Annotated in this window: 31 protein-coding genes; 20 read left to right on the plus strand and 11 right to left on the minus strand. The window is 58.4% G+C overall.

The window, feature by feature from the left end:
- The first annotated feature begins 70 nt into the window (after positions 1–70).
- The 16 genes from AC2FIP_RS01295 to AC2FIP_RS01370 all read left to right on the plus strand — a co-directional run bounded on the left by AC2FIP_RS01295 (position 71) and on the right by AC2FIP_RS01370 (position 12,604).
- The gene (locus tag AC2FIP_RS01295) at positions 71–1,234 is read left to right on the plus strand and encodes a phage portal protein (protein WP_496708566.1); all 1,164 of its coding nucleotides are present in this window, start codon (positions 71–73) and stop codon (positions 1,232–1,234) included.
- Positions 1,227–1,445, plus strand: a complete 219-nt coding sequence (locus AC2FIP_RS01300; RefSeq protein ID WP_496691057.1) for a GTA head formation protein, RCAP_rcc01685 family — start codon at positions 1,227–1,229, stop codon at positions 1,443–1,445. The genes AC2FIP_RS01295 and AC2FIP_RS01300 overlap by 8 nt, the downstream gene beginning before the upstream one ends.
- Before the next feature lie 26 nt (positions 1,446–1,471).
- A complete protein-coding gene (locus AC2FIP_RS01305) occupies positions 1,472–2,017 on the plus strand; it encodes an HK97 family phage prohead protease (protein ID WP_496784891.1) in 546 nt (181 codons plus the stop codon).
- A gap of 35 nt (positions 2,018–2,052) precedes the next feature.
- Complete coding sequence (locus AC2FIP_RS01310; protein WP_281971923.1) at positions 2,053–3,231, plus strand: phage major capsid protein; 1,179 nt, start codon at positions 2,053–2,055, stop codon at positions 3,229–3,231.
- 173 nt (positions 3,232–3,404) lie between these two features.
- Positions 3,405–4,004, plus strand: a complete 600-nt coding sequence (locus AC2FIP_RS01315) for a head-tail connector protein (RefSeq protein WP_496784893.1) — start codon at positions 3,405–3,407, stop codon at positions 4,002–4,004.
- Complete coding sequence (locus AC2FIP_RS01320) at positions 4,001–4,339, plus strand: phage head closure protein (RefSeq protein WP_496784894.1); 339 nt, start codon at positions 4,001–4,003, stop codon at positions 4,337–4,339. Before AC2FIP_RS01315 ends, AC2FIP_RS01320 begins: the two co-directional genes overlap by 4 nt.
- Positions 4,336–4,749: a DUF3168 domain-containing protein gene (locus tag AC2FIP_RS01325; RefSeq protein ID WP_496710267.1), complete on the plus strand. Its 414-nt coding sequence runs from the start codon at positions 4,336–4,338 to the stop codon at positions 4,747–4,749. The genes AC2FIP_RS01320 and AC2FIP_RS01325 overlap by 4 nt, the downstream gene beginning before the upstream one ends.
- A gap of 20 nt (positions 4,750–4,769) precedes the next feature.
- Positions 4,770–5,183: a phage major tail protein, TP901-1 family gene (locus AC2FIP_RS01330; RefSeq protein ID WP_142633188.1), complete on the plus strand. Its 414-nt coding sequence runs from the start codon at positions 4,770–4,772 to the stop codon at positions 5,181–5,183.
- Between the two features lie 2 nt (positions 5,184–5,185).
- The gene (locus AC2FIP_RS01335) at positions 5,186–5,506 is read left to right on the plus strand and encodes a gene transfer agent family protein (protein WP_496695811.1); all 321 of its coding nucleotides are present in this window, start codon (positions 5,186–5,188) and stop codon (positions 5,504–5,506) included.
- Complete coding sequence (locus AC2FIP_RS01340) at positions 5,503–5,712, plus strand: rcc01693 family protein (RefSeq protein ID WP_496700532.1); 210 nt, start codon at positions 5,503–5,505, stop codon at positions 5,710–5,712. The genes AC2FIP_RS01335 and AC2FIP_RS01340 overlap by 4 nt, the downstream gene beginning before the upstream one ends.
- Entirely contained in the window at positions 5,699–6,361 is a 663-nt protein-coding gene (locus AC2FIP_RS01345; protein WP_496784895.1) for an RcGTA-type gene transfer agent tail tape measure protein, read from the plus strand. The genes AC2FIP_RS01340 and AC2FIP_RS01345 overlap by 14 nt, the downstream gene beginning before the upstream one ends.
- Positions 6,362–6,376: 15 nt before the next feature.
- Positions 6,377–7,009: a phage distal tail protein, Rcc01695 family gene (locus AC2FIP_RS01350; protein ID WP_496749548.1), complete on the plus strand. Its 633-nt coding sequence runs from the start codon at positions 6,377–6,379 to the stop codon at positions 7,007–7,009.
- The gene (locus AC2FIP_RS01355; RefSeq protein WP_496784897.1) at positions 7,009–7,896 is read left to right on the plus strand and encodes a phage/gene transfer agent baseplate hub protein; all 888 of its coding nucleotides are present in this window, start codon (positions 7,009–7,011) and stop codon (positions 7,894–7,896) included. Before AC2FIP_RS01350 ends, AC2FIP_RS01355 begins: the two co-directional genes overlap by 1 nt.
- A complete protein-coding gene (locus AC2FIP_RS01360) occupies positions 7,893–8,339 on the plus strand; it encodes an NlpC/P60 family protein (protein WP_496695802.1) in 447 nt (148 codons plus the stop codon). The genes AC2FIP_RS01355 and AC2FIP_RS01360 overlap by 4 nt, the downstream gene beginning before the upstream one ends.
- Positions 8,340–12,302, plus strand: coding sequence for a baseplate multidomain protein megatron (locus AC2FIP_RS01365; protein WP_496784899.1), 3,963 nt, complete (start codon positions 8,340–8,342; stop codon positions 12,300–12,302).
- A gap of 5 nt (positions 12,303–12,307) precedes the next feature.
- Complete coding sequence (locus AC2FIP_RS01370; protein ID WP_496691065.1) at positions 12,308–12,604, plus strand: DUF7742 family protein; 297 nt, start codon at positions 12,308–12,310, stop codon at positions 12,602–12,604.
- On the opposite strand, the gene AC2FIP_RS01375 is transcribed toward AC2FIP_RS01370, so the two are convergent.
- Positions 12,585–12,923 carry a TraR/DksA family transcriptional regulator gene (locus tag AC2FIP_RS01375; protein ID WP_496784901.1) on the minus strand — a complete coding sequence of 113 codons (339 nt, stop codon included), beginning with the start codon at positions 12,921–12,923 and terminating at the stop codon, positions 12,585–12,587. The genes AC2FIP_RS01370 and AC2FIP_RS01375 overlap by 20 nt on opposite strands.
- 84 nt (positions 12,924–13,007) lie before the next feature.
- Here AC2FIP_RS01375 and cysE point away from each other — a divergent pair, with 84 nt between their 5' ends.
- Positions 13,008–13,817 (plus strand): serine O-acetyltransferase, encoded by an 810-nt coding sequence (gene cysE, locus AC2FIP_RS01380; protein WP_496676121.1) that lies wholly within the window; start codon positions 13,008–13,010, stop codon positions 13,815–13,817.
- A gap of 60 nt (positions 13,818–13,877) precedes the next feature.
- Here the strand turns inward: cysE and AC2FIP_RS01385 are convergent, their stop codons facing one another.
- The 5 genes from AC2FIP_RS01385 to AC2FIP_RS01405 all read right to left on the minus strand — a co-directional run bounded on the left by AC2FIP_RS01385 (position 13,878) and on the right by AC2FIP_RS01405 (position 19,365).
- Positions 13,878–15,182, minus strand: coding sequence for a pyruvate dehydrogenase complex dihydrolipoamide acetyltransferase (locus AC2FIP_RS01385; protein ID WP_496695795.1), 1,305 nt, complete (start codon positions 15,180–15,182; stop codon positions 13,878–13,880).
- Between the two features lie 15 nt (positions 15,183–15,197).
- Positions 15,198–16,568, minus strand: a complete 1,371-nt coding sequence (locus AC2FIP_RS01390) for a pyruvate dehydrogenase complex E1 component subunit beta (RefSeq protein ID WP_142633211.1) — start codon at positions 16,566–16,568, stop codon at positions 15,198–15,200.
- A gap of 15 nt (positions 16,569–16,583) precedes the next feature.
- On the minus strand, positions 16,584–17,573 hold the full coding sequence (gene pdhA, locus AC2FIP_RS01395; RefSeq protein WP_142633213.1) for a pyruvate dehydrogenase (acetyl-transferring) E1 component subunit alpha: 990 nt from the start codon (positions 17,571–17,573) through the stop codon (positions 16,584–16,586).
- 175 nt (positions 17,574–17,748) lie between these two features.
- The gene (locus tag AC2FIP_RS01400; RefSeq protein ID WP_185956602.1) at positions 17,749–18,048 is read right to left on the minus strand and encodes an FtsB family cell division protein; all 300 of its coding nucleotides are present in this window, start codon (positions 18,046–18,048) and stop codon (positions 17,749–17,751) included.
- A gap of 126 nt (positions 18,049–18,174) precedes the next feature.
- Positions 18,175–19,365, minus strand: coding sequence for a phosphoglycerate kinase (locus AC2FIP_RS01405; RefSeq protein WP_496784904.1), 1,191 nt, complete (start codon positions 19,363–19,365; stop codon positions 18,175–18,177).
- A 133-nt stretch (positions 19,366–19,498) separates the two neighbouring features.
- Between AC2FIP_RS01405 and AC2FIP_RS01410 the strand changes: the two genes are divergently transcribed.
- Positions 19,499–20,005, plus strand: coding sequence for a peptidylprolyl isomerase (locus tag AC2FIP_RS01410; RefSeq protein ID WP_271947577.1), 507 nt, complete (start codon positions 19,499–19,501; stop codon positions 20,003–20,005).
- Entirely contained in the window at positions 19,998–20,546 is a 549-nt protein-coding gene (locus AC2FIP_RS01415; RefSeq protein ID WP_142633219.1) for a peptidylprolyl isomerase, read from the plus strand. Before AC2FIP_RS01410 ends, AC2FIP_RS01415 begins: the two co-directional genes overlap by 8 nt.
- A 59-nt stretch (positions 20,547–20,605) precedes the next feature.
- On the opposite strand, the gene aqpZ is transcribed toward AC2FIP_RS01415, so the two are convergent.
- Complete coding sequence (gene aqpZ, locus AC2FIP_RS01420) at positions 20,606–21,292, minus strand: aquaporin Z (protein ID WP_271947574.1); 687 nt, start codon at positions 21,290–21,292, stop codon at positions 20,606–20,608.
- 153 nt (positions 21,293–21,445) lie between these two features.
- On the opposite strand from aqpZ, the gene AC2FIP_RS01425 reads away from it, so the two are divergent.
- Complete coding sequence (locus AC2FIP_RS01425; protein WP_496784906.1) at positions 21,446–22,243, plus strand: hypothetical protein; 798 nt, start codon at positions 21,446–21,448, stop codon at positions 22,241–22,243.
- A gap of 77 nt (positions 22,244–22,320) precedes the next feature.
- Here the strand turns inward: AC2FIP_RS01425 and AC2FIP_RS01430 are convergent, their stop codons facing one another.
- From AC2FIP_RS01430 to AC2FIP_RS01445, 4 genes are all read right to left on the minus strand, one after another.
- Positions 22,321–22,821, minus strand: coding sequence for a bactofilin family protein (locus AC2FIP_RS01430; protein ID WP_271947570.1), 501 nt, complete (start codon positions 22,819–22,821; stop codon positions 22,321–22,323).
- A complete protein-coding gene (locus AC2FIP_RS01435; protein ID WP_496784908.1) occupies positions 22,811–24,136 on the minus strand; it encodes a DUF5930 domain-containing protein in 1,326 nt (441 codons plus the stop codon). Before AC2FIP_RS01435 ends, AC2FIP_RS01430 begins: the two co-directional genes overlap by 11 nt.
- A 210-nt stretch (positions 24,137–24,346) precedes the next feature.
- Positions 24,347–25,162: a ferritin-like domain-containing protein gene (locus AC2FIP_RS01440; RefSeq protein ID WP_496785784.1), complete on the minus strand. Its 816-nt coding sequence runs from the start codon at positions 25,160–25,162 to the stop codon at positions 24,347–24,349.
- 85 nt (positions 25,163–25,247) lie between these two features.
- Positions 25,248–25,709 (minus strand): peroxiredoxin, encoded by a 462-nt coding sequence (locus tag AC2FIP_RS01445; RefSeq protein WP_496691071.1) that lies wholly within the window; start codon positions 25,707–25,709, stop codon positions 25,248–25,250.
- Positions 25,710–25,741: the final 32 nt, after the last annotated feature.

Here is a 25,741-nt window from a genome sequence, read left to right on the forward strand (position 1 = left end):
AGGCTTAAACTTCTTTCCGTCATAACTCCTTTCAACAAGCCGGGCAGAGCGGCGGCAGAAAGGAGCACAGATGGTATTCGATTTCTTGCGTCGTGGATCGGCTGATGAGGCGCCCGAGGCGAAGGCGAGCGCGGCGGGGCCTGTGGTGGCGTGGCAGACCGGGGGGCGCGTGGCGTGGAGTCCGCGGGATGCGGTGTCGCTGACGCGGACGGGGTTTGCGGGGAACCCGGTGGGGTTTCGCTCGGTCAAGCTGATTGCCGAGGCGGCGGCGGCGTTACCTTTGGTGCTGCAGGATCAGGCGCAGCGCTATGATGTACATCCGATCCTGTCCCTGATGCGCCGTCCGAATGCCGCACAGGGGCGGGCAGAGTTGATGGAGGCCTTGTTTGCGCAGTTGCTGCTGTCGGGCAATGCCTATGTTGAGGCGGTTCAGGCCGAAGAAGGGCTGCCGGTTGAGCTGCATGTCTTGCGATCCGACCGGATGAGCGTGGTGCCGGGAGCGGATGGGTGGCCCAAGGCGTATGATTATGCGGTCGGTGGCAAGAAGCACCGGTTTGCGGCGGAAAATATATGTCATATCAAATCGTTCCACCCGCAGGATGATCATTATGGGTTCTCGCCGATGCAGGCGGCGGCGATGGCGATTGATGTGCATAACAGCGCGTCTCGGTGGTCGAAATCGCTGCTCGACAATGCGGCGCGGCCTTCGGGGGCGCTGGTTTGGAAGGGCGGTGATGGCCAAGGGGTGATGGCCGAGGATCAGTTCCGGCGTCTGTCCGATGAGATTGAGCAGAACTATCGCGGGGCGCGCAATGCGGGTCGTCCGATGGTTCTGGAGGGGGGCCTGGATTGGAAGCCGATGGGCTTTTCGCCCTCGGACATGGAGTTTCAGAAAACTAAAGAAGCCGCCGCCCGCGAGATCGCGCTGGCCTTTGGGGTCCCGCCGATGTTGCTGGGGATCCAGGGCGATGCGACCTATTCGAACTATCAGGAGGCCAACCGGGCGTTTTACCGCCTGACCGTGCTGCCCCTGGTGACGCGGGTGGCGGCGGCGGTGTCGGCGTGGTTGGCGGGCTTTACCGGCGAAGAGCTTATGCTGAAGCCCGATCTGGATCAGGTTCCAGCGTTGTCCGCCGAGCGGGATGCGCTTTGGTCGCGGGTCAATGGGGCTGAGTTCCTGACTGACGCAGAAAAGCGTGCTTTGCTGGGGCTGCCGGAGCGTGCGGATGGCTGAAGGATATCCGCCATTCGATTGCGCGCCAGGCTTGCGGCTGGCCGCGCATGAGCGGGTGGCCGAGATCCAGCATGCGCATTTGTGCCAGCGGCTGGATCAGATCGAAGAGATGATGGAGCGGCTGGAGAGGCGGTTGTGGCTGACGGTGTATGGCGTGGCAGCGGTGATCCTAGCGCAGGCGTTTCAGTCATTCCTTTCAGTAACACCATGAATTCAGAAGGTTACATGGAGAAGTTTATGGATTTGGAACATAAGTTCGCACGGTTCGGAGAGGGCCTTTCGGTGACCGAGGACGCGGTGATCGAAGGTTATGCCAGCCTGTTTGGACAGGTGGATCAGGGCAGTGACGTGGTGCAGAAAGGTGCGTATCGCGGTTCGCTTGAGAGGCTGGGCACAGCGGGTCAACGGGTCAAGATGCTCTGGCAGCATGACCCGGCGCAGCCCATTGGTGTCTGGAATGAGGTGCACGAGGATGACCGGGGCTTATGGGTCAAGGGACGTCTGCTGGAAAGCACTCAGAAAGGTCGCGAGGCGGCCGAGTTGATCCGGGCGGGCGCAATGGATGGCCTGTCGATTGGCTATCGTACCAAGCGCGCCGTGAAGAATGACAAGGGCCAGCGGGTCCTGACCGAACTGGAGCTGTGGGAAGTGTCTTTGGTGACCTTCCCGATGTTGCCCAGTGCGCGGGTGGCGGCAAAGGGGGTGGACCCCGAGGCCGAGAACACCTGGCGCAGTATTGCCGAGGTGTTTGATCACGCCCGGCAGGAGCTGGCGCAAACCTAGCGCGCCGAAACCTCACCCCCAAAAAGGAAGTGCTGATGAGCAAGACCGAAACCCCGGCCTTGACCGGAGAGGGTGTGCCCCTGGTTCAGGAGGTGAAGCAGGCGATGACTGGCTTCGTGAACGAATTCAAGGGCCTGAAGGCTGAAGTTAAAACCAAATTGCAACAGACAGAAGAGCGACTGACCATGCTGGATCGTAAATCAACCATCGCGGCACGCCCGCATCTTGCGGCCTCAATCGAGGACGGTGCACCGCATCAGAAGGCCTTTGATGCCTATGTGCGCTCGGGTGAGGATGACGGCCTGCGTGGGCTTGAGATGGAGGTGAAATCGCTCTCGAGCGCTGTGAACAGTGACGGTGGGTACCTGATTGACCCGCAAACCGCCGAGATCATCAAATCGGTGCTGAAATCTACGGCCTCTATCCGCTCGATTGCTTCGATCGTAAATGTCGAGGCGAACTCGTTCGATGTTTTGATCGACCACACGGATGTCGGTGCGGGCTGGGCAGATGAAAATGCTGCGGCGAGCGAAACCAGCACCCCGTCGATTGACCGGATCTCGATCCCGCTGCACGAGCTGAGCGCACTGCCCAAAGCCTCGCAGCGACTGCTGGATGACAGCGCGTTCGATGTCGAGGGTTGGCTGGCCGGTCGTATCGCGGACAAGTTTGCACGCGCCGAGGCCTCGGCCTTTATCAACGGCGACGGTGCGGACAAACCCAAGGGTATTCTGAACCACGCCAAGGTCGACAACGATGTTTGGGATTGGGGTAACATTGGTTATGTCCCCACCGGCATCGATGGCGGTGTCGAGGCGGATGCCATTGTGGACGTGGTTTATGCTCTGGGTGCGCAGTACCGGGTCAACGGGACCTTCGTGATGAACTCGAAAACTGCTGGTCTGATCCGCAAGCTGAAAGACAGCGATGGCCGCTTCTTGTGGTCGGACGGTCTGGCGGCCGGTGAGCCGGCACGTCTGATGGGCTATCCGGTGCTGATCGCCGAAGACATGCCGGATGCGGGAACCGACAGTTTCTCGATTGCCTTCGGTGACTTCCAGGCGGGCTATACCATCGCCGAGCGCCCGGACCTGCGTGTATTGCGCGATCCCTTCAGCGCCAAACCGCATGTCCTGTTCTATGCGACCAAGCGCGTCGGCGGCGATGTCAGCGACTTTGCTGCGATCAAGCTGGTGAAATTCGGCACCGCCTAAAGCGGGCTGAATTCCTGGGGGGCCTTTGCCCCTCGGGGCGGCGGGCGCGGGTCGGGGTGAGATCCCCTGCGTTGTCTAGCTGCTCCCCTCCGTCCGAGCAACGTGGGGCGGCGCGTGCCCGTCAATTCCTGAAGTTACGGCCCCGGAGGGGTCCGAGATTGCGGAGTGAATGGATGATGTTGATCGAAGAAACCGCCATCGCGGATGCGGCGCTGCCGGTGGATCAGTTCAAGGCGCATTTGAGGCTGGGAACAGGCTTTACTGGTGCCAGCGTGCAGGATGAGGTGCTCAAGGGATTCTTAAGGGCGGCGATTGCTGCGATTGAGGCGCGTACCGGCAAAGTACTGATCACGCGTGAGTTTTCCTGGAGCCTTAACAGTTGGCGTGACCCTGCGGGCGAAGTGCTGCCTGTGGCGCCGGTCTCGGCCATCAATGCGGTAAGCTTGACGGATGCAGCGGGAACCGAAACCGCCGTTTCATCTGACAGTTACAGGTTAGATCGAGACAGCCAGCGTCCGCGGATGCGGCCGGCAGGGGCTGTCTTGCCTTCTATTTCAACCGGCGGGTCCGTGAAGATAGTGTTTGTCGCCGGTATCGCCGAAGAATGGGCAAGCTTGCCAGCGGATCTTGGGCAGGCAGTTCTGCTGTTGGCCGCGCATTACTATGAGTACCGGGATGAGACCACGCTAGGCGCCGGGTGTATGCCCTTTGGCGTGACCAGCCTAATCCAACGCTATCGCGTGGTGCGTTTTGGTGCAGGGGTGGCCCAATGAAGGCGCCCCGGTTGAACAGAAAACTGGTGCTTGAAGCCTCTGTGCGCACCGCTGATGGCGCGGGTGGGTACCTGGAGACATGGGTCGCTTTGGGCTCGGTTTGGGCCGAAGTCACCGCACGCAGCGGGTCAGAGCGCAGTGTTGCAGGTTTGCCGGTTTCACGTGTTGGCTACCGGATTGTGGTTCGTGGCGCGCCCGAAGGGTCGACCATGCGCCCCTCGCCGGATCAGCGGTTTGCGGAAGGCACACGCCGTTTCGTTATCCGCGCCGTCGCCGAACGGGACCCGCGCGGCCAGTACCTGATCTGCTTTGCGGATGAGGAGGTGGCGGTATGAGCTATGGCGTTTCAGCGGCGTTGCAGGCGGCGGTTTATCAGAAACTGTCGGGTGACACGCAGATCAGCACACTTGCAGGCGGGGCGATTTATGACGCCGTTCCTGCCGGTTCAGTTCCGCAAACCTATGTGACGCTGGGCCCGGAAGAGGTTCGCGATGCCTCGGACAGATCAGGGACCGGCGCGGTGCATCGGTTCACAGTGTCCGTCGTGTCCGAGGCCGCCGGGTTCGGTGCTGCAAAAACGCTGGCAGGGGCAGTTTGTGACGCCCTGGACAGTGCGGGGCTGACCCTGGATCGAGGCCGATTGGTCGGGCTGTGGTTCGAACGTGCCTCGGCCCGTCGGACCGGAACGGGCGGCGCGATCCGCCAGATCGACCTTAGATTCCGCGCCCGCGTGGAAGACGATTAAGCAATCAACGGAGAGAGCAAATGGCTGCCCAGAACGGAAAAGACCTGTTGGTCAAAGTGGATATGAACGGCTCGGGCCTGTTCGAGACCATTGCGGGGCTACGTGCCACGCGGGTCAGTTTCAACGCGGAAAGTGTCGATGTTACCAGCCTGGAAAGCCAGGGTGGTTGGCGCGAGCTTTTGTCGGGCGCGGGGGTCAAGTCAGCCTCGATCTCGGGCTCGGGCGTATTCAAGGACGCAGGAACGGATGAGCGCGCGCGCCAGCTGTTCTTTGACGGTGAGACACCTGGTTTTCAGATCATCATCCCGGATTTCGGGATTGTTGAGGGTGCGTTCCAGGTGACCGGCATCGAATATGCGGGCTCTCACAATGGCGAAGCGACCTATGAAATGAGCATGGCAAGCGCCGGTGCTCTGACCTTTACGGCGCTTTAACGATGGCCAATCCGTGGACGGGAGAGGTGGCACTGACCATCGATGGAGAGCAACGGGTTCTGAAGCTGACCTTGGGCGCTTTGGCGGAACTGGAACGGGAATTGGGCACAGGGACACTGGTTGAACTGGTGCAAAGGTTCGAAGGCGGCGCCTATTCCAGCGGTGATGTTCTAGCGCTTATCGTCGCCGGGTTGCGGGGGGGCGGGGCCAATGTCACCCGCACCGATCTGCTGAGTGCCGAGATTGAGGGCGGGCCAATGCACGGCGCACGTGCAGCGGCCGAGCTGTTGGCAAGGGCCTTCATGGTGCCGGGGCAGGCATGAGCGGGTTCGACTGGCCCGCATTGATGAGGGCCGGGTTCCTCAGCCTGCGCCTGACACCGGATCAATTCTGGAGCCTTACCCCGGCCGAGCTGCGGCTGATGCTGGGGCAGGGCGCGGGCATGCCTTCGATGAACAGGATGGGTCTGGATGCGTTGCTGGCGGCCTATCCGGACAAGACAAAAGGAGAGCGAGATGACGGATCGTAACGGGTTGGACGACCTGCAGGAGCGGGGCGAGGCGCTTGGCGACTCGTTGGGTGATGCGGCATCGATGGCTGCGGCATTTGATGGGCAGATGAAGCGCATCAAGGCGGCCTTTGAGGAAACGGGCAAGGATGTTGCAACGCTGGAGCGTGGCATGTCCGGTGGCCTGCGACGGGCGTTCGATGGCGTCGTGATGGACGGAATGAACCTGTCCGATGCGCTGGACGTGTTGAAGAACTCGATGATCCGCACCGCTTATTCTGCTGCGATCAAACCGGTCACGGATCATTTCGGCGGCCTTCTAGCCAATGGGATCGGAGGTTTTGTGAAGGGCATCCTGCCTTTCGCGGACGGTGGTAGCTTTAGTCAGGGACGGGTGATGCCCTTTGCAAACGGCGGGGTCATCAGCGGCCCGACCACGTTTCCGATGCGTGGCGGCACTGGGTTGATGGGTGAGGCCGGTCCTGAAGCCATCATGCCTCTGGCCCGCGGTTCAGACGGGAAACTGGGCGTGCGCATGTCGGGCGGTGGCTCTGCAGTGAACGTGGTGATGAACATCACCACCCCGGACGTACAGGGATTCCGTCGAAGTCAAAGCCAGATCGCAGCCCAGATGAGCCGCGCGCTGGGTCGTGGCAATCGCAACAGGTAGATCAGGGAGCAGACCATGAATTTCCACGAGGTGAGATTTCCGGCCAGCCTAAGCTTTGGCTCGGTCGGTGGGCCAGAGCGGCGCACGGATATTGTGACGCTGGCGAACGGGTTCGAAGAGCGCAATACCCCCTGGGCGCATTCGCGGCGTCGCTATGATGCCGGTCTGGGTATGCGATCCTTGGATGACATCGAAACGTTGATCTCGTTCTTCGAGGCGAGGCAGGGGCAGATGTTTGGATTTCGCTGGAAAGACTGGTCCGATTTCAAATCTGGTGCGGCTACGGGCGAAGTTGCCCAAGGCGACCAGATCATTGCGCAAGGTGATGGCGTAGCGACAGAATTCCAGCTGGTAAAGACCTATTCCTCGGGTGGATTCTGTTATGTAAGGCCGGTCGTCAAACCCGTATTGGGAACCGTCCGCGTGGGCGTCGAGCAGGACGAGATGCGTGAAGGTGTCGACTTCGAGGTGGATCTGAACTCGGGGTTGGTCACGTTCTATTCGCCTCCGCCTGAACGGGTTGATATCACCGCCGGCTTTGAATTCGATGTGCCAGTGAGGTTTGACACCGACAAGATCCAGACAAGTGTTGCGAGTTTTCAGGCAGGGGACGTTCCGAACGTGCCAGTGGTCGAGGTGCGTGTCTGATGGCGGGTGACAAACAGGCACTGCAGGCCCATCTGCAGAGTGGTCTGACAACGACCTGTCGGTGTTGGGCGATTGCGCGCACAGACGGTGTTCAGTTTGGCTTTACCGACCATGACCTGAAGCTGAGCTTTGAAGGCCTGGACTTCAATGCAAGTTCGGGTCTGACGGCGGCCGCGATCGAGCAGGCAACGGGGCTGTCCATTGATAACTCGGAAGCAATGGGGGCGTTATCGGATGTCGCGGTAACCGAAGAGGATATCGAATCCGGTCGTTTCGACGGGGCCGAGGTGCGGGCATGGCTTGTGAACTGGGCCGATCCATCGCAGCGAATGTTGCAGTTCCGCGGATCAATTGGTGAATTGCGACGGGCAGGTGGGGCTTTTCATGCAGAACTGCGGGGCCTGACAGATAAGTTGAACCGGCCTTTAGGCCGGATTTACCAAAAGCCCTGCACAGCCGTGCTGGGCGACAAGGCGTGCGGGTTCAACACCGATACCCCGGGATATTCTGACGAAGCCGAAATCGTCGGTTTGGCGGGGGGCAGTATTTTGCAGCTGCGAGGGGCGGAAACTCACCTTGAGACATGGTTCGAACGTGGTCGGCTTGATGTGCTGACAGGCCGTGCGGCTGGGCTGTGGGGGGCGGTCAAGAAGGACCAAAAGACCGACACAGGTCGATCGGTCGTTCTGTGGTCTGCAATCAGCGGAGGATTGGCCGAGGGCGACAGGGTGAGGCTGACCGCAGGTTGCGACAAGCGCATGACGACCTGCCGCTTGAAGTTCAATAATATCACGAATTTTCAGGGCTTTCCTGACCTGCCTTCCGAAGATTGGGTGATGGCGGTTCCCAAGAAAAACGGGGCAAACAGGGGGGGCAGCAGACGATGATCCCGACAAAGCAAAGCATTGTTGATGAGGCCAGAAGCTGGCTGGGCACCCCGTATGTCCATCAGGCGTCGGTCAAAGGCGCCGGTACGGACTGTCTGGGGTTGCTACGTGGCGTATGGCGCTCGGTGCTTGGGCACGAACCCGAGGCCGTCCCGATCTATAGCATGGATTGGTCTGAACCGCAGGGCGAAGAGCGTATGTGGGCCGCAGCACGCCGCCATCTTGTCGAGAAAGATCCGGCATGGTTTTCGGTCGGAGACGTGTTGCTGTTTCGAATGCGGGAAAGTGGCGTTGCCAAGCATTTGGGGATTGTCAGCACCTGTCGAGACATCCCTCGGTTCATTCACGCTTATTCCGGACATGGCGTTGTTGAAAGCGCCCTGAGCGACCCGTGGCGACGGCGGGTTGTTTCTTGTTTTGAGTTCCCCACGGAGGATATCTAGATGGCGACGATATTACTGTCTGCGGCGGGTGCCGCAGTTGGCGGAGCCATTGGCGGCACGGTTGCAGGGCTGTCTACGGCAGTTATCGGCCGAGCCATTGGTGCCACTCTTGGGCGTGTCATCGACCAGCGTTTGATGAGCCAGTCGGTCATGGGCAGCGGCAGCGAAGTTGTAGAAACGGGCCGATTGGACCGTTTTCGCCTTACTCAGACGGGCGAGGGCGCCGCTGTCGCCAACATATTTGGTCGGATGCGTGTCGGGGGGCAGGTTATCTGGGCTTCGGATTTTCTGGAAACCCGCAGCACCAGCTCTACCACGCAATCGGTTGGGGGTGGCAAGGGATCCCCCAAGCAGCCCGAGGTTACAACGACCACCAACAGCTACAGCTATTCAGTTTCATTAGCGGTCGCGTTGGGCGCGGGGCAAATATCTGACGTGCCGCGTGTCTGGACGGATGGCGAAGAGATTGAGCGCAGCAGTTTGAATATGCGCGTCTATCCTGGCACCGACGATCAACTGCCCGATCCGTTGATCGAAGCAATCGAAGGTACTGGAAATGTCCCGGCCTATCGTGGCACCGCCTATATTGTGATCGAGAATTTGAAGCTGGGCGCTTTTGGAAACCGCGTCCCGCAGTTCTCGTTCGAGGTCGTGCGGCAAGAGCAGCCTAGTTTGCCTGATACCGAAAATTCCCTGTCACGTATGGTACGAGGCGTGGCGCTAATGCCTGGGACCGGTGAATATGCATTGGCGTCCCAGCAGGTGAATTACACAAAAGGCCGCGGCCGCAGTTGGGCGGCCAATGTGAATTCAACCTCTGGTTTGCCTGATCTCGTGACGTCCACACAAGCCTTGAAAAGTGAACTTCCGGGCTGTGAAGCCGCCTCTTTGGTTGTGTCCTGGTTCGGAAGTGATCTGCGATGCGGTCAATGCAAGATACAACCAAAGGTTCTGCAAAATGGTATCGAAGGCAAAAATATGCCCTGGGGTGTCGCGGGGCTGACAAGGGCAACCGCCCAGATCGTTCGTCAGGAAAATAACGAGCCCGTCTATGGCGCGACACCAGCGGACGCGTCGGTCATTCAAGCGATCCAACACCTTAAGCAAGAGGCGAAGCGGGTCATGTTCTACCCGTTTATCCTGATGGATCAGATCGGTGGAAACGGATTGCCCGACCCGTGGTCAGACGCCAGCGATCAGCCGCACCTTCCCTGGCGCGGTCGCATCACCCTGAGCGTTGCGCCTGGGCGGGACGGGTCTCCGGACCAGATGGCTGAGGCCAATGTTCAGGTGTCCGATTTCTTTGGTCAGGCGCGAGCGGATGATTTTGTTATCGGAAACGGCACGGTTTCCTACTCTGGCCCGCAGGAATGGGGGTTGTGCCGATTTATTCTTCACTACGCTGCCTTGTGTAAGGCGGCAGGTGGGGTGGACTCCTTCTGTATCAGTTCGGAAATGCGTGGTCTTACCCAGATTCGTGGCCTAAACGGATTTCCGGCCGTTGAGCAGCTGCGCGTTTTGGCAGGGCAAGTGCGTAGTATTCTGGGGCCAGACACAAAGATCGGTTATGCGGCCGACTGGAGCGAGTATTTCGGCTACCAGCCAATTGATGGCAGTGGGGATCGCTACTTCCACCTCGATCCGCTTTGGGCGGATAACAACATAGATTTCGTCGGTATCGACAACTACATGCCTCTGTCCGACTGGCGGGACGGCGAAGATCACGTGGATGCGGATGCCGGGGCAAAATCCATCTACGATCTTTCCTATCTGCGTGGGAACATCGAAGGTGGCGAAGGCTATGACTGGTATTATGCCTCGCCCGAAGAAGAGGCGGCACAAATCCGTACGCCGATCGAAGATGGTTCACATAACGAGCCGTGGATCTGGCGATATAAGGACGTTCGCAACTGGTGGTCACAACCGCATCACGAGCGAATCAATGGTGTGCGTAGCGACAACCCGACTGACTGGTTGCCAGAGTCCAAGCCCATCTGGTTCACTGAGCTCGGTTGTGCGGCAGTAGACAAAGGCACCAACCAGCCCAACAAGTTTCTAGACCCAAAATCTTCAGAATCCGGGTTGCCGAAATATTCAAACGGGCTTCGGGACGACTTTCTGCAGACGCAATACCTCAGGGCGGTCCTTGGCTATTGGTCGGACGCAGATATCAATCCAGTTTCATCCAGCTATGGCGGCCCGATGGTGGACGTGTCCAATGCCTATGTCTGGGCGTGGGATGCGCGGCCCTATCCGACCTTTCCAAACCTGCGCAGCCAGTGGAGCGACGGGGCCAACTATGCCCGCGGCCATTGGCTTAATGGGCGTTCCGGCTCACGAACGCTGGCCTCTGTTGTAACCGAGCTTTGCCATGCTGCCGGTGTTACCGAGATTGACGTCTCGGGCCTTTACGGTTCCGTTCAGGGCTATGCGGTTGAACAGGTTTCGGATGCCCGTTCGGCATTGCAACCGCTCATGCTGCGGTATGGTTTCGATGCGCTTGAACGCGAAGGAAAGCTGATCTTTCAGATGCGGGATGGCGCACGTGCCCTGACCCTGAATGAAGAGCAGTTGGCCATCACTTCGGACATTGACGGACACGTGGAATATCGCCGCGAGGCTGAGGCGGAAATGTCTGGCCGTGTCAGGCTGCGCTTTGTTCAGTCTGATGCTGACCATGAAATAGCCTCGGAAGAGGCTGTGTTGCCTGATGATGAAACCCATTCGGTATCGGTAAATGAGATGCCGTTGTCCATGACGCGGGCCGAGGGGCGTCAAACGGTGGAACGCTGGCTGAGTGAGGCGCGTGTCTCGCGTGAAACGGCTAGGTTTGCATTACCGCCTTCGCTTTTGAATGTCGGGGCAGGGGATGTTGTGCGACTGGTCAGTGGTGGGCAGGACGCGCGCTATCGCATTGACAGGCTTGAACAGGCTGAAATGCAACTGGCCGAGGCTGTCAGGATCGAGCCCGGCGTTTACACACCGCCAGATGCCCCCGCTGATGAAGTTACAGCGAAGCCATTTGTCGCTCCGGTGCCGGTGCTGCCGGTATTCTTGGACCTGCCTCTGATCACCGGTTCCGAAGTGCCGCATGCGCCATATCTTGCGGTTGCAGCAGACCCTTGGCCAGGAAGCGTTGCGGTGTATGCCGCATCAAGCGATGAGGATTACGCGTTGCAACAGGTGATAACAGGGCAGGCCATAATAGGCTTCACCGAAAGCCCGATGCGAAGGGCCAGTACCGGACTTTGGGATGAAGGCGATGCCTTACGTGTCAATCTTGTAGATGGCGTCCTGGAGTCCCGTCCACGGTCTGCCTTGTTAAGCGGGGCAAATCTTGCGGCGATTGGCGACGGAACGCCGGACAACTGGGAGGTGTTCCAATTCGCGGATGCGGCTTTGCAATCGACAGGTGCCTACTCCGTGTCCGGGCGGTTGCGCGGTCAGCTGGGGACAGATGCGATTATGCCCGATCTCTGGCCCGAAGGATCAATGTTCGTGTTGTTGGACGAACGTGTCTTCCAGACAGGGTTGTTGCGGTCGGAACGTGGCCTGACCAAACATTACCGCATCGGCCCTGCAACCAGAGGGTACGAAGATCCCTCTTACGAGCATCTGGTCGAGGCCCTTGAAGGCAATGGTTTGCGGCCCTATGCCCCCTCTCATCTTCGCGTGCAGCAATCCAGCTCGAGGGACGTGTTCTCATGGGTGCGGCGGACACGTCTGGATGGCGATGACTGGTCCGGGCTGGATGTGCCGTTGAATGAAGAAACCGAAGCCTACCTTGTTCAGGTCCGGCAGAATGGTAGCCTGATCCGCGAAGAGGTCGTTGCCCAGCCGGATTGGCACTATACGTCATCCATGAAGGCCACGGATACTGTTACAGGGTCTTTTGAGGTTTCGGTTTCGCAGATATCTGCGGCTTACGGACCTGGATTGCCTGTCAGGCTGCAGGTCGGATAGGCGCGGTGCGGCCCGTATTGCACGGAGATGTCAGCACGGCGGCGCGTGTTTTGTTGAACGCGCCGCCCGATCAGCGTGACCGTTTATGCCGACGTATGATTGCCGAAGCTGAAACGGCTGATGGCCATGTAAGTAAAACAGGGCGGCTACACCCGTTGTTCGGCAACGGTTCGTTAATGGCTGCGGCGCGAAACCGGCGCCTTGCCGCCGAACCCTCATTCGATGATCTGCAGTATTGCCGGTGTTTTGAGACGGTGCTGCGTCATTTGATCCGGTTCCGCATTAACCAGAAGCACAGCTGACACATCTGGTTGCGGCGAGGTCCAATTCCAGTCGGCCATTTGGAATCGGCTCGCCGCAATCTTCGCAGAATCCGTATTCTTGACTTTCAATCCGCTTCAGCGCGGCCAAAAGGCGTCGATACTCCAGGTCCCGACTGACTTGGTGCGCCTTGGCCATAGCCTGGTTCTGTAGCGCATCCATCCGGCTCAGACGACCGATAGATTGTTGATCCAGTTCAACAACAGATTGCGCATCTTTCCCGGCCTGCGACTGGCGCGCCAATTCGTCCAGCCTGACAAGGATTTTCTCGTTGATTTGCTTCAGGTCAGCCTCATTCATTTTCGTTGCTTTGCCGATCACGGGTTTGCGTTTGGCGTTTTAGCCACTAAATGGCATTCTAGGCGCAGCAAAGGATCAAAAGCCATGTTGGAAAAGCGCAGTCATGTCACACCCGTAGATCCCGTTTGGGATCGCATCACGACCGAGGCTCAGGCCGCGGTCGAGAATGAACCACTGATGGGTGGATTGGTGCACGCCTGTATTCTGCATCATCGCAGCCTGACCAGAGCATTGTCCTATCGCGTTTCCGCAAAACTATGCTCGAACGAAATGTCGATGATGGTTCTGCGCGAGATCGTGGACGAAGCTTATGCTGACGATCCCCATTTGATTGAGGCCGCCCGCGCAGACCTGATGGCGGTCTACGAGCGGGACCCGGCCTGCCACCGACTTCTGCAACCGATTCTGTATTTCAAGGGTTATCAAGCGATGCAGGCCTACCGCGTCGCCCATTGGCTATGGCTCAAGGGGCGATATGATCTGGCCTATTTCTTCCAGATGCGGTCCTCCGAAATCTTCGGCATCGACATTCACCCGGCTGCCAAAATCGGCAAGGGGATCATGATCGACCATGCTCATTCCATCGTGATCGGTGAAACGGCCATCGTTGGCGACAACGTTTCGATGTTGCATTCGGTCACGCTGGGCGGGACCGGAAAAGAAGAGGAGCAACGTCACCCCAAGATTGGTGATGGAGTTTTGATCGGCGCCGGCGCCAAAGTCTTGGGCAACATCGAAGTGGGCCATTGTAGCCGGATTGCCGCCGGTTCGGTGGTGCTGCAAGAGGTGCCACCTTGCAAAACTGTTGCCGGTATTCCGGCCAAGATCGTCGGTGAAGCAGGATGTGACCAGCCCTCGATCTCGATGGATCATATGCTGGGCAAAGATCACTAGATCTGAAGATTCTTAAAGAAAAAGGCCGCCCAGAAGAGGGCGGCCTTTTTTAACCAGATATCAGGCCAGCATGACCATCGGGTTTTCCAGATTGTCGACGATCGCCTGCAGCAGCTGCGCACCGAGGGCACCGTCGATGACCCGGTGATCGACCGACATCGTAACCGACATGACCGTTGCAACCGTCAGTTCGCCATCGTCACCAACAACAGGTTTCTTTGCGCCAGTGCCGACGGCCAGAATGCCCGCATGCGGTGGGTTCACGATAGCGTCGAAATTGTCGATGCCGAACATGCCCAGGTTCGAGACCGCAAATGTGCCGCCCTGATACTCATGCGGGGCCAGCTTGCGTTCGCGGGCACGGGCAGCCAGGTCCTTCATCTCGGTTGAAAGCGCTGACAGCGACTTGGTGTCGGCGTCTTGCAGGACCGGCGTGAACAGGCCACCTTCGATCGCGACGGCAACGGCGACGTCCGAGGGTTTCAGCTGCAGAACCCGATCTCCCGCCCAGACGGCGTTGCATTCGGGCACCTGTTGCAGCGCATTGGCCAGGGCCTTGATGATGAAGTCATTGACGCTGAGTTTGACGCCACGGGCCTCAAGTTGCTTATTCAACTGACCGCGGAATTTCAGCAGTGCGTCCAGCTTGATATCCCGGCGTAGATAGAAATGCGGGATGGTTTGTTTGGCCTCGGTCAAGCGCGCGGCGATGGTTTTGCGCATCCCGTCCAGCTTGACCTCTTCGTAATCGCGGGATTCGTACATCCGCATGACCATATCCGTCGAGGGGCCGGTTGGCGCGGCTGTGGAGGCTGGTGCTGATGCGGCCTGTACAGGGGCAGCCGCCACAGCAGGGGCTGCGGTTGCGCTTTCGACATCCGCCTTGACGATACGCCCATGTGGGCCGGATCCACTGATTTGCGCTAGGTCGAGACCTTTTTGCGCGGCGATGCGACGAGCCAAGGGGGACGCGAAGATGCGACCGCCATCTGCCTTGGAAGGAGCAGCCGGAGCGGGGGCGGGCGCTTCGGACGCCGCTGGAGCGGAAGCCTCGTTGTCCGTGGCGGCTGGCGCCGCCGCCGGAGCCGCTGCAGGCGTTGCACTGATATCATCAGCGCTTTCGCCTTCTTCCAGCAAAACCGCGATGGCGGTGTTGACCTTGACCCCTTCGGTTCCCTCAGCGATCAGGATCTTGCCAATGGTGCCTTCGTCCACGGCCTCGAACTCCATCGTGGCCTTGTCGGTTTCGATCTCGGCCAGCAGATCTCCGGAGGAGACGGTGTCGCCCTCTTTAACCAGCCATTTGGAAAGCGTGCCTTCCTCCATCGTCGGTGAAAGGGCGGGCATCAGAATTTCGGTGGGCATCTGTCTGTTGCTCCCTTACCGGTAGGTCACTTGTTTGACGGCTGCGATCACCTCGTCGGTGGTCACCAGCGCCAGTTTTTCGAGGTTCGCTGCGTAGGGCATCGGAACATCCTTGCCGGTGCAGTTGATGACAGGCGCGTCGAGGTAATCAAACGCTTCCTGCATCACCACCGATGAGATGTAGCTGCCGACCGAGCCTTGCGGCCAGCCTTCTTCGACGGTCACAAGCCGGTTGGTTTTCATCACCGAATTGATGATTGCGCCTGTGTCCATCGGGCGGATGGTGCGCAGGTCGATCACTTCGGCGCTGATGCCGTCCTCGGCCAGTTTATCGGCGGCTTCTAGTGCGAACTGCATGCCGATGCCAAAGCTGACGATGGTCACGTCTGTGCCCTCGCGCCAGATGCGGGCCTTGCCCAACGGAATGCTCAGGTCATCCACCTGCGGTACTTCGAATGAACGACCATAGAGGATTTCGTTTTCCAGGAAGATCACCGGGTTCGGATCGCGGATCGCGGACTTCAGCAACCCTTTGGCGTCGGCCGCTGAATAGGGCATGACGACCTTGAGGCCGGGGATCTGCATATACCAGGCCGCATAGTCCTGACTGTGCTGCGCGGCCACGCGGGCGGCGGCACCGTTCGGACCCCGGAACACGATGGGACAGCCCATCTGACCGCCGGACATATAGAGCGTCTTCGCGGCCGAGTTGATGATCTGGTCAATCGCCTGCATTGCGAAGTTGAAGGTCATGAACTCGACAATCGGTTTCAACCCGCCAAAGGCCGAACCAACTGCGATCCCGGCGAAACCATGCTCGGTGATCGGAGTATCGATTACGCGCTTGGCGCCAAACTCATCCAGCAAACCTTGCGAGATTTTATAAGCGCCCTGATATTCGGCGACTTCTTCACCCATCAGGTAGACGTCACCGTCATTGCGCATTTCTTCGGCCATGGCGTCGCGCAGGGCTTCACGCACGGTTTCGGATTTCATCTCGGCATCAGCTGGCCAATCTGGGGACAGATCTACCTTAGGTGCGGCTGGGGCAGAGACAGGAGCAGGGGCCTCAACCGCAGCAGGGGCGGCTTCGGTCGTCGCTGCGGCTGTGGGTGCAGCCGCGGGCAGGGCGGAGGCGTCTTCGCCTTCTTCGACGAGGATGGCGATAGGGGTATTTACTTTGACCCCTTCTGTGCCTTCAGCGATCAGGATCTTGCCCATGATCCCTTCATCAACGGCTTCAAACTCCATCGTGGCCTTATCGGTTTCGATTTCGGCCATGATATCGCCGCTTGATACGGTGTCGCCTTCCTTGACCAGCCATTTGGCCAGGGTGCCCTCTTCCATCGTGGGGGAAAGGGCGGGCATGAGAATTTCGGTTGCCATGTCTTAATCGTCCTCTCAGGCGTAGATATCTGTCCAAAGCTCGTCCAGCGACGGCTCGGGGCTTTCTTTCGAGAATTCAGCGGCTTGATTGACGATCTCTTTGATCTCTTTGTCGATCGCCTTCAGGTCATCCTCGGTCGCGTGTTTGCCGGAAAGCAGCAGCTCGCGGACATGTTCGATCGGGTCGCTTTGTTCGCGCACCTTCTGAACCTCTTCGCGGGTGCGGTACTTGGCCGGGTCGGACATCGAGTGTCCGCGATAGCGATAGGTTTTGATTTCCAGAATGTACGGACCTTTGCCCGCGCGGCAATGGGCGACGGCCTTCTCGCTGGCCTCTTTGACCGCCAGCACATCCATTCCGTTGACGATCTCGCCAGGGATGCCGAACGCCTCGCCTCGGTGATAGATGTCCTTGGTTGAGGTCGAGCGCGCCTGGGACGTCCCCATGGCGTATTGGTTGTTCTCGATCACAAAGATCACCGGCAGTTCCCAGATCGCGGCCATGTTGAAGGTCTCATAGACCTGCCCCTGGTTTGCGGCGCCGTCCCCGAAATAGGTGAAGGTGACGCGGCCGTTTTCCTGATACTTGTCGGCAAAGGCCAGACCGGCACCCAGAGGAACCTGCGCCCCGACGATGCCGTGACCGCCATAGAAATGCTTCTCTTTCGAGAACATATGCATCGAACCGCCTTTGCCCTTGGACAATCCGCCCTCGCGCCCGGTCAGTTCTGCCATTACGCCGCCCGGATCCATGCCGCAGGCCAGCATATGCCCATGATCGCGATAAGAGGTGATCCGCTTGTCACCTTCTTCGGCGGCTGCTTCCAGTCCCACAACAACTGCCTCTTGACCGATATACAGGTGGCAGAAACCACCGATCAGACCCATGCCGTATAGCTGGCCAGCCTTTTCTTCGAATCGGCGGATCAGCAACATTTCACGGTAATAGGTCTTGAGTTCTTCCGCAGAAACGTTTGGTTTCTTTGTGGTTTTTCGCGCAGCCATTGTGGCGATCTCCCCCTCTCGGCAAGATAGTTTAGCGTTAAACTATCTAATAGAACATTTGAGGCTTTCTGGCGAGTGGAAATATTGCGCTGTGGTTTGACACGCGGAAAACCGTTCAGGTAGGGACGTATGCGTTACCACAGCAGGGATTTCCGACGAAGAATTTTGGTCCCGCTCAGCGGATGACAATCTCATCCGAGCGGATCATACCAAGGATCGAGCGCGCCTGCTGATCCAGTAAATCGAGGTCAAGATAGGTGTCTGAAAGCCTGCGGGTCAGATTTTCCATTTCGGCGATTTCGGTGCTCAACGCTGCAAGGTCGCGCGACAGAGCATCCCGTTCCGCTGCAATCTCGACCCGTCGAAACAGGCCATAGTCTCCCTGGACGGCAGCAAAGGTGAAATACACACCCAGCATGAAAGCCACCGAGAAAAAAGCAACTGAGCCCAATCCGGGCCGATGGGAACGGGACACTCTGTTTACCGCCGTATGAAGTCTGCCTCAATGTCGTGCCATTATGCTTGGCATCTGACTGCACTATGTCACAGGTGATTCGGCTTGTGAATCCCCCGATTCGCAAAATTACCCGTGCAGCTGAATTTATTGTTCCAGCGCGGCGACGCCGGGCAGGGTTTTACCTTCCATCCATTCCAGGAATGCGCCGCCTGCTGTCGAGATATAGGTGAAATCCCGCGCCGCGCCGGACGCGTTCAGGGCGGCTACGGTATCACCACCGCCCGCGACCGAGACCAACTGGCCCGAACGGCTGAGCGCGGCAGCTTTCAGTGCGGCCGCATTCGTTGCAGCATCGAACGGTTCCAGTTCAAAGGCACCCAAAGGGCCGTTCCAGATCAGGGTTCGGCATTGGCTGATGACTTCAGTGATAGCGGCGACACTCTCGGGGCCTGCATCCAGGATCATGCCGTCTTCGGGGCATTGGTCTGCGGGCAAAACCTGATGCGGCGCATTGGCCTGGAAGGTTTTTGCAACAACCACGTCACACGGCAGAACGATCTGGCAACCAGAGTTTTCCGCCTTGGCAAGAATCTCTGCGGCAGTGTCTTTCATCGCGGTTTCCGCCAGCGATTTGCCGACACTGATACCTTGTGCCACTAGGAAGGTGTTGGCCATGCCACCGCCGATGATCAGGTGATCCACCTTGTCGATCAGGTTGCCCAGCAGCTCCAGCTTGGTCGATACCTTGGCCCCGCCGACCACCGCTGTCACCGGACGCTCGGGCGCGCCAAGGGCGCTTTCAAGTGCCTGCAGCTCGGCCTGCATCAGCCGACCAGCGCAGGCAGGTAACAGGCGAGCGATGGCTTCGGTTGAGCTGTGGGCGCGGTGCGCAGCGGAAAAGGCGTCGTTGCAGTAGACCTCGCCCAGTTTGGCCATGCCTGCGGCCAGATCAGGATCATTCTTGGTTTCAGCAGCATGAAAACGGGTGTTTTCCAACAGCAATACTTGCCCGGCTTGCAGGGTGTCTGCGACAAGCTCGGCCTCGGTTCCGACGCAATCGGCTGCGAACAGAACCTGCGCACCAAAGGCGCTTTCCAATGTGGGGATAAGTTGTTTCAGCGACAGGCTTTCGCGCCGCTCTCCGCCCGGGCGTCCGAAATGGGCCAAAAGGATAGGCTTGCCACCTGCAGCGAGAATATCGCGTACTGTGGGTACGATGCGCTGAATCCGGGTAGCGTCGGTCACGACCCCATCCACCACGGGCACATTGATATCCACGCGCACCAGCACGCGCTTACCGTTCAGGTCCATATCGTCCAGTGTTTTCCAGCCCATCGCGCGATCCTCGTGTTTGGCAACCGATCTAGGCGGTTCTTTTCCTGCATTTTGCCCTCAGGTCAATGCGTCACTTGGCTTTCGCGTGCGTGGCGCATAGGTATTTGCGCAAGATAAACGACAGGAGGGCCACATGGCCGAGATCAAGGATCCCGAAAACACAATCATCATCGAGCTGAAGGGCGGCAATGTCGTCATCGAGCTGCTGCCAGATGTGGCCCCGCAGCATAGCGCTCGGATGAAGGAACTGGCGCGCAGCGGTGAATATGACAACGTGGCATTTCACCGTGTGATCGACGGTTTCATGGCGCAAACCGGTGACGTGCAGCACGGCGATATGGAAGACGGATTCAACCTGCGCAGTGCAGGCACAGGCGGGTCATCGCTGCCGAATGTTCCGGCAGAGTTTTCGAAACTGCCGCATGATCGCGGCACGTTAGGCGCGGCTCGGTCGCAGAATCCGGACTCGGCCAATTCGCAGTTTTTCATCAACTTTAGCGACAACCATTTCCTGAACGGCCAATACACGGTCTATGGCCGTGTCATCGACGGGATGGAGCATGTGGACGCCATCGTTCGGGGCGAGCCTCCCGCAAGCCCGGATCGTATGATCAGCGTTAAGGTGGCTGCCGATGTATAAGCTGGCCGCCGCATTTGTCCTGCTGGCTGGCCCTGCACTGGCCACGGGCCTTGAGATCGAGATTGAGGGCGAGGGGGCCAATGGCACCGTAACCGTTGATCTGTTTGACGATATTGCCCCCAAGCATGTTGAACAAATTAGCGCCCTTGCCGCTGCTGGTCAGTATGATGGCGTGGTGTTTCACCGCGTGATCGACGGCTTCATGGCTCAGACCGGTGACGTTGAACACGGTCGGGTCGGTGGCGATATGCGTCGTGCCGGTACTGGTGGTTCGGATCGGCCGGATCTGCCAGCTGAGTTCTCGGACTATAACTTTGATCGTGGTGTTATTGGCATGGCCCGGGCGCAGGATCCCGACAGTGCCAACTCGCAATTCTTCATAATGTTTGAACCTGGGCCGTTCCTGAACGGTCAGTATACGGTTGTCGGTCAGGTCACTGACGGTATGGACGTTGTTGATGCGATCAAGCGGGGCGAAGGCCCGAACGGAGCCGTAATCGGCCAGCCGGATGCGATGAAAAAGGTCACCGTGACCGAATAGATAAAAGGACCCCGGTGCCTGGTCAGGTGCCGGGGTCTTTTTGTAAGCGTGCGCTTGGATCAGTCGTCAGACATGGCCTTCCAGATCAGCGCACCAATCGCGCCACCAATCAGCGGGGCAACCCAGAACAACCATAGCTGAGCCAGCGCCGGCCCATCGGCAAACAGGGCAACACCGGTTGACCGTGCCGGGTTGACAGATGTGTTGGTCACCGGGATCGAGATCAGGTGGATCAGCGTCAGCGCCAGACCGATAGCGATCGGCGCGAACCCTGCCGGAGCACCGCTTGAGGTCGCGCCCAGAATGATCAGGATGAAAAACGCCGTCAGCACGATCTCGATCACCAAGGCGGACATCATCGAATAGCCCATGGGTGAAGCCTCGCCATAGCCATTGGACGCAAAGCCTCCGACCCCGGCGAAATCTGGTGCGCCGCTGACGATCAGATACAGAACAGCCGCTGCTGCAATGGCTCCGATGACCTGAGCAATCCAATAGGGCAGCAGATCCTTAGCCGGGAACCGTCCGCCGATCATTAAACCCAGACTGACTGCCGGATTGAAATGCCCGCCTGAAATGTGGCCAACGGCAAATGCCATAGTCAGCACTGTTAGGCCAAAGGCGAAAGATACGCCCAACCAGCCGATACCGACATCCGCGACGCCAGCCGCTAAAACAGCGCTACCGCAACCGCCAAGCACCAACCAGAATGTACCGAAAAATTCAGCCATGAGTTTTGTTGACATGAAAAGTCCTCCGAAAACCAATGGGCTGTAGTGTAATCCAAAACGCAGAAATATCGAAGCTACTCATCACACATAGAAATTCGGCGGAGAATGAAGGGGTATTTGGGCGCGCTTGCCACGTCAAAAGGGGGCAGATAGACCTGTGGGTGTGGCATGGAAATATGGGTTCAGCCTACGATGACGTCAAAGACGAATAAGCCGGTTAAGGCCAAGTTATTGCCGGATGATCCGTTCTTCCCGCTTATTCAGGATGCTTATCGCGTTTTTAAACGTCCAAAGCCAAGCGGTATCGAGGTCTGCGAAGGGTGCTGCATGGAACCGGATATCGAGGCTGATTTCTTTCACCCGCCCATTCAGGAACTGCCGTTGCACTATCTTCAGGACTGGTATTTTGCAGCGAGTGATCCGGAAGGGATTGCCAAGAATACCTGGGCCTATCTTTTGCCGCGTGTGCTAGAGGTCTTGGCCTGTGGCGAAGAGGTAAGCTCTGTCGGGATCGAGGTCAGCCTGAGCCGGTATCCGACGGGACAGGCCCGGAACTGGTCGTCGGAGGAATGGCGTGTCCTGGACAATTTTCAGAAACGCTTTCTTCTGAAGGCGATCGAAGGGGGCTCAGAAGAATGTCTGGACGATACGCTTTGCATGTTTCGCCTCGGGGGTTGGCCAATGGATAGCCTTTTGGCGCAAGTAGCCGCAGTTAAAACGGCGACTTTGGCAGAACGGTTCTGGCAGGACTGGTGTTACGGGTATGCGCCCTCGGTTTGGATCACGGCCTTCTGGGAAAGCCCCGACGGCACGGCTGCATTTGATTTTTACACGTCTGAAGTCATGTATCGAAGAATGCAGCAGCTTGCCTTTGATGATGGCACGCCACCAGATTTGTCCGAAAAGGCGCTGATGGTCGCAGAAGTGATCGAGGCCAATGCGACCTGGAACCAACCTGATCAGTGAAAGCATTTCGGTCAGAATTGCAAAAGAAAACGCCGCAGGCTGTCCCGCGGCGTTTGTTTCCTGTCAGTCTGTCAGGATTACTGTTTGACGTCAGCAGCCGGGTTAGCGCCCGGTTTTCCGCTGCGGCCAGGGTTCAGAGGATCGTCCTGACGCTGAACGGAGCCTTCGAAATGCGCGCCGCTTTCGATGGCGATTGTCTTGTGAATGATGTCGCCTTCGACCCGTGCGGTCGAGGTCAGGCGCACTTTCAGGCCACGCACGCGGCCAACGATACGGCCGTTGATGACAACGTCATCTGCAGTGACTTCGCCCTTGATGGTCGCCGTTTCACCGATGGTCAGCAGATGCGCACGAATGTCACCTTCCACCGTACCTTCGACCTGAATGTCACCCGAGGTTTTCAGGTTGCCGGTGATGTGCAGATCCGAAGACAGGACCGATGCAGGTGGCTTGGGTTTGGGCGCGGTGCTGGCCTTGGTTTCCGTCGGTGCAGGGGTTGCCGGAGTGGCCGGAGCGGCAGGCTTGGCGGCCTCTGGGGCATTGGTTCCGGGCTCGTTGATTTTGCTCTTAGAAAACATTTCTTGCAGCCTTGATGTAAGTCATTGGGTTAACAGGTTTTCCGTTTACGCGGACCTCATAGTGCAGGTGCGTTCCGGTCGACCGTCCGGTGTTACCCATATCAGCAATATGATCCCCGCGCGAGACCCTTTGGCCAACCTTAACCTGTAACTTGGTGTTATGAGCGTAAAGTGTCTCAATTCCGAAGGCGTGCCGGATTTTGACCAGACGCCCGAAACCCGATTGCCAGCCCGCATGGGTGACTACGCCGTCGGCGGTCGCAAAGATATCAGTTCCATGTGCACCGGCGAAATCGGAACCGTTATGCATACGGCGACCGCCCGTTTTAGGGTCACGGCGCGTGCCGAAGCCACTGGTAAAGCGGACAGCCGCTTTCACCGGGCTGGCAAACGGGGCCTTTTCTGCTGCGATACGATAGAGGTTCAGCTGGTCCATCTGTTGCAACAGAGTGTTCGCGCGGATCTCGTCGGGGGTCAGGTCCTCACCGCGCGTGCTGAAGGAAATTGGGGTGAGGGGGCCACCCATGCCGCTATAGCCACGCCGTACTTCTTCAATGATACGGTCAGTTGGCATACCTGCCTGTCGGAACATCTTGTCGAGCGGTTCGACCGAGATGATCATTGCTTCTTCTAGCTGACGGAAAATTTCGTCGCTGCGTTCCTGCATCAGCCGGATCTCAAGCTCGAGATCGTCCCGCTGATCCAGTGCGTTCCGGGCGTCGGCTGCGATCTGATCACGCTCTTGCGCGGTGCGGGTCAGAGCAACGGTCATAAATTCCATCTGTTCGGGGCTGGCAGTGTTTGCCAACATGAGCCCATCATCAGAATCTGATTGTTGCAGCGCCGCAAGCTCCTGACGGGCAAATTCCCGTTGTTTCATGGTGGTGCGCAGGGTGGACTGGATTACCTCGATCCCCGTTTCCAACTCACGGCGGCTGTTTTCGGACGCCAGCAGCTCGGACTGCATCGCAGAAATCTGTTCAAGCGCGGCGTTGAACCGATCCTGAGCCATCAGAGCCTCATGAGCGCGCACGTCACGCTCTGCTGACAGGATATTCAGCCGCTCCTGATATGTCGCCTGATCGCGCTTGGCCTGTTCCCGGAAGTTGCCTGATCCGATGCTGTCCATCAACAGGATTGCCGTAGTGACCGCAGTCCAGCCAACAAACAGGGCAACACCAGCAACTGCAAAGATTTGTGTCTCTGAGCTGAGCCGGATGAACCGTGTGTCATTGTCAGATTTCAGAAAGACCCGGCGCTCCGGGAAGTGCTGCTCAAGCAGCGAATGTAGTTTGATTGCCAGACGTGTTCGCACGCGCCTTACCTCTCGATCCCCAAATTCGGGATCGGTTGTGAGTGGTCTCCGTCCCTTGGGGCAACTGAATAGAGGGGACGTCCGATTTGGGCAAGTTTGTTAACTAGTTCACACAACAAACAGGGTTAATCCCGCCAATTCTCGGCGAGAAATTGCCGATTACATCAACTGGAGGATGTTTCAAAGACCGCTATGACCGTGCATGCCGACCTAGCAGGCAGAGCCGGGCGGCGGCAGGCCTTCGGTCAGCGGCCAATAGAAATCCGGCGGTAATCCGGCTTCGGCCCGCTTTTCTTCGTTGAAGGGCGGTTTAAGAACGCCATGAAAATAGCGCCGGACCAGATCGTGAAAGATACCCTTTGGGTCAGCGTTCTCGCGTCCGCAAAGGAAATGGAACCACTTGGACCCGTAAGCAACATGCCCGACTTCTTCGGCGTAGATCACCTCGAGCGCTGCAATGGCCTGTTCAGCCTTGGCCTTGCGGAAAATGTCAATCATGCCGGGGGTTACATCCAGACCCCGCGCCTCAAGCACCATCGGCACTACGGCCAAACGGCCCATCAAATCTTCGGCTGTATCTTCGGCAGCGCGCCACATACCCGCATGGGCGGGCAGGGCGCCGTAATGACTGCCCATCTGTTCCAGGCAATCGCAGACCATTTCGAAGTGGCGCGATTCCTCTTCGGCGCATTTGACCCAGTCGTCGTAGAAACCGATAGGCATAGGGACATGGCCAAATCGGGCGATTATATCCCAATGCAGATCAACCGCGTTCAGTTCGATATGGGCGACCGCGTGTAGCAGGGCAATGCGCCCAGCCTCGGAGCCGGGGCGGCGCCTTGGGACATCCCGGGGGGACAGCAAATCTGGTTTGTCCGGTCGGGCGGGATTCAACGGCGGTGTTGCGGTGCCCACTTCAATCGCAGGAGCGTCCCCTGATCGCGCCGCAAACCAAGCTGCGGCATGGCGCTTGGACAGGGCGGTCTTTTCGCGCCCGTCTGCTGTGGTCAGAACTTCGGTCGCCATTTGGGTCAGTGTTTTCGACACCGGGATAACTCCGCTTTCAAGATTTGTGCGGGTCATAATCCGGATGACGACCGCGGTGAAGGGGTTACAGCGCGCGCACGGTTTCCAGTACCTCTTCCACATGGCCGGGCACTTTGACCTTTCGCCAGATGCGAGCGATCTTACCGTCGGCGTCAATCAGAAAGGTCGAACGCTCGATCCCCATCGACTTGCGCCCGTACATGTTCTTCTCGACCCACACACCGTAATCCTCGCAAACGGTCGAGCCTTCGTCGGACAAAAGTGGCGTCGTAAGACCGTGTTTGGCGACGAATTTGTCATGCTTAGCCACCGTGTCGCGCGAGATGCCGAAAACCTGGGCGCCGGCATCAGCAAAGGCTTGAAGTTGTTCCGAGAAACCGATGGATTCCTTGGTGCAGCCCGGCGTATCATCACGGGGATAGAAAAACAAAACGACGGCGCTGCCTTGCAGGTCTGACAGCGTAACCTCACCACCGCCGTCGCGGGGCAAAGTGAAACCGGGGGCGATGTCTGTAACGTCGGGCATTGGAAACTCCGCTAAAGGTTTTTAAGTGCTGC

This window comes from Ruegeria sp. CDSB114 (assembly GCF_059611025.1).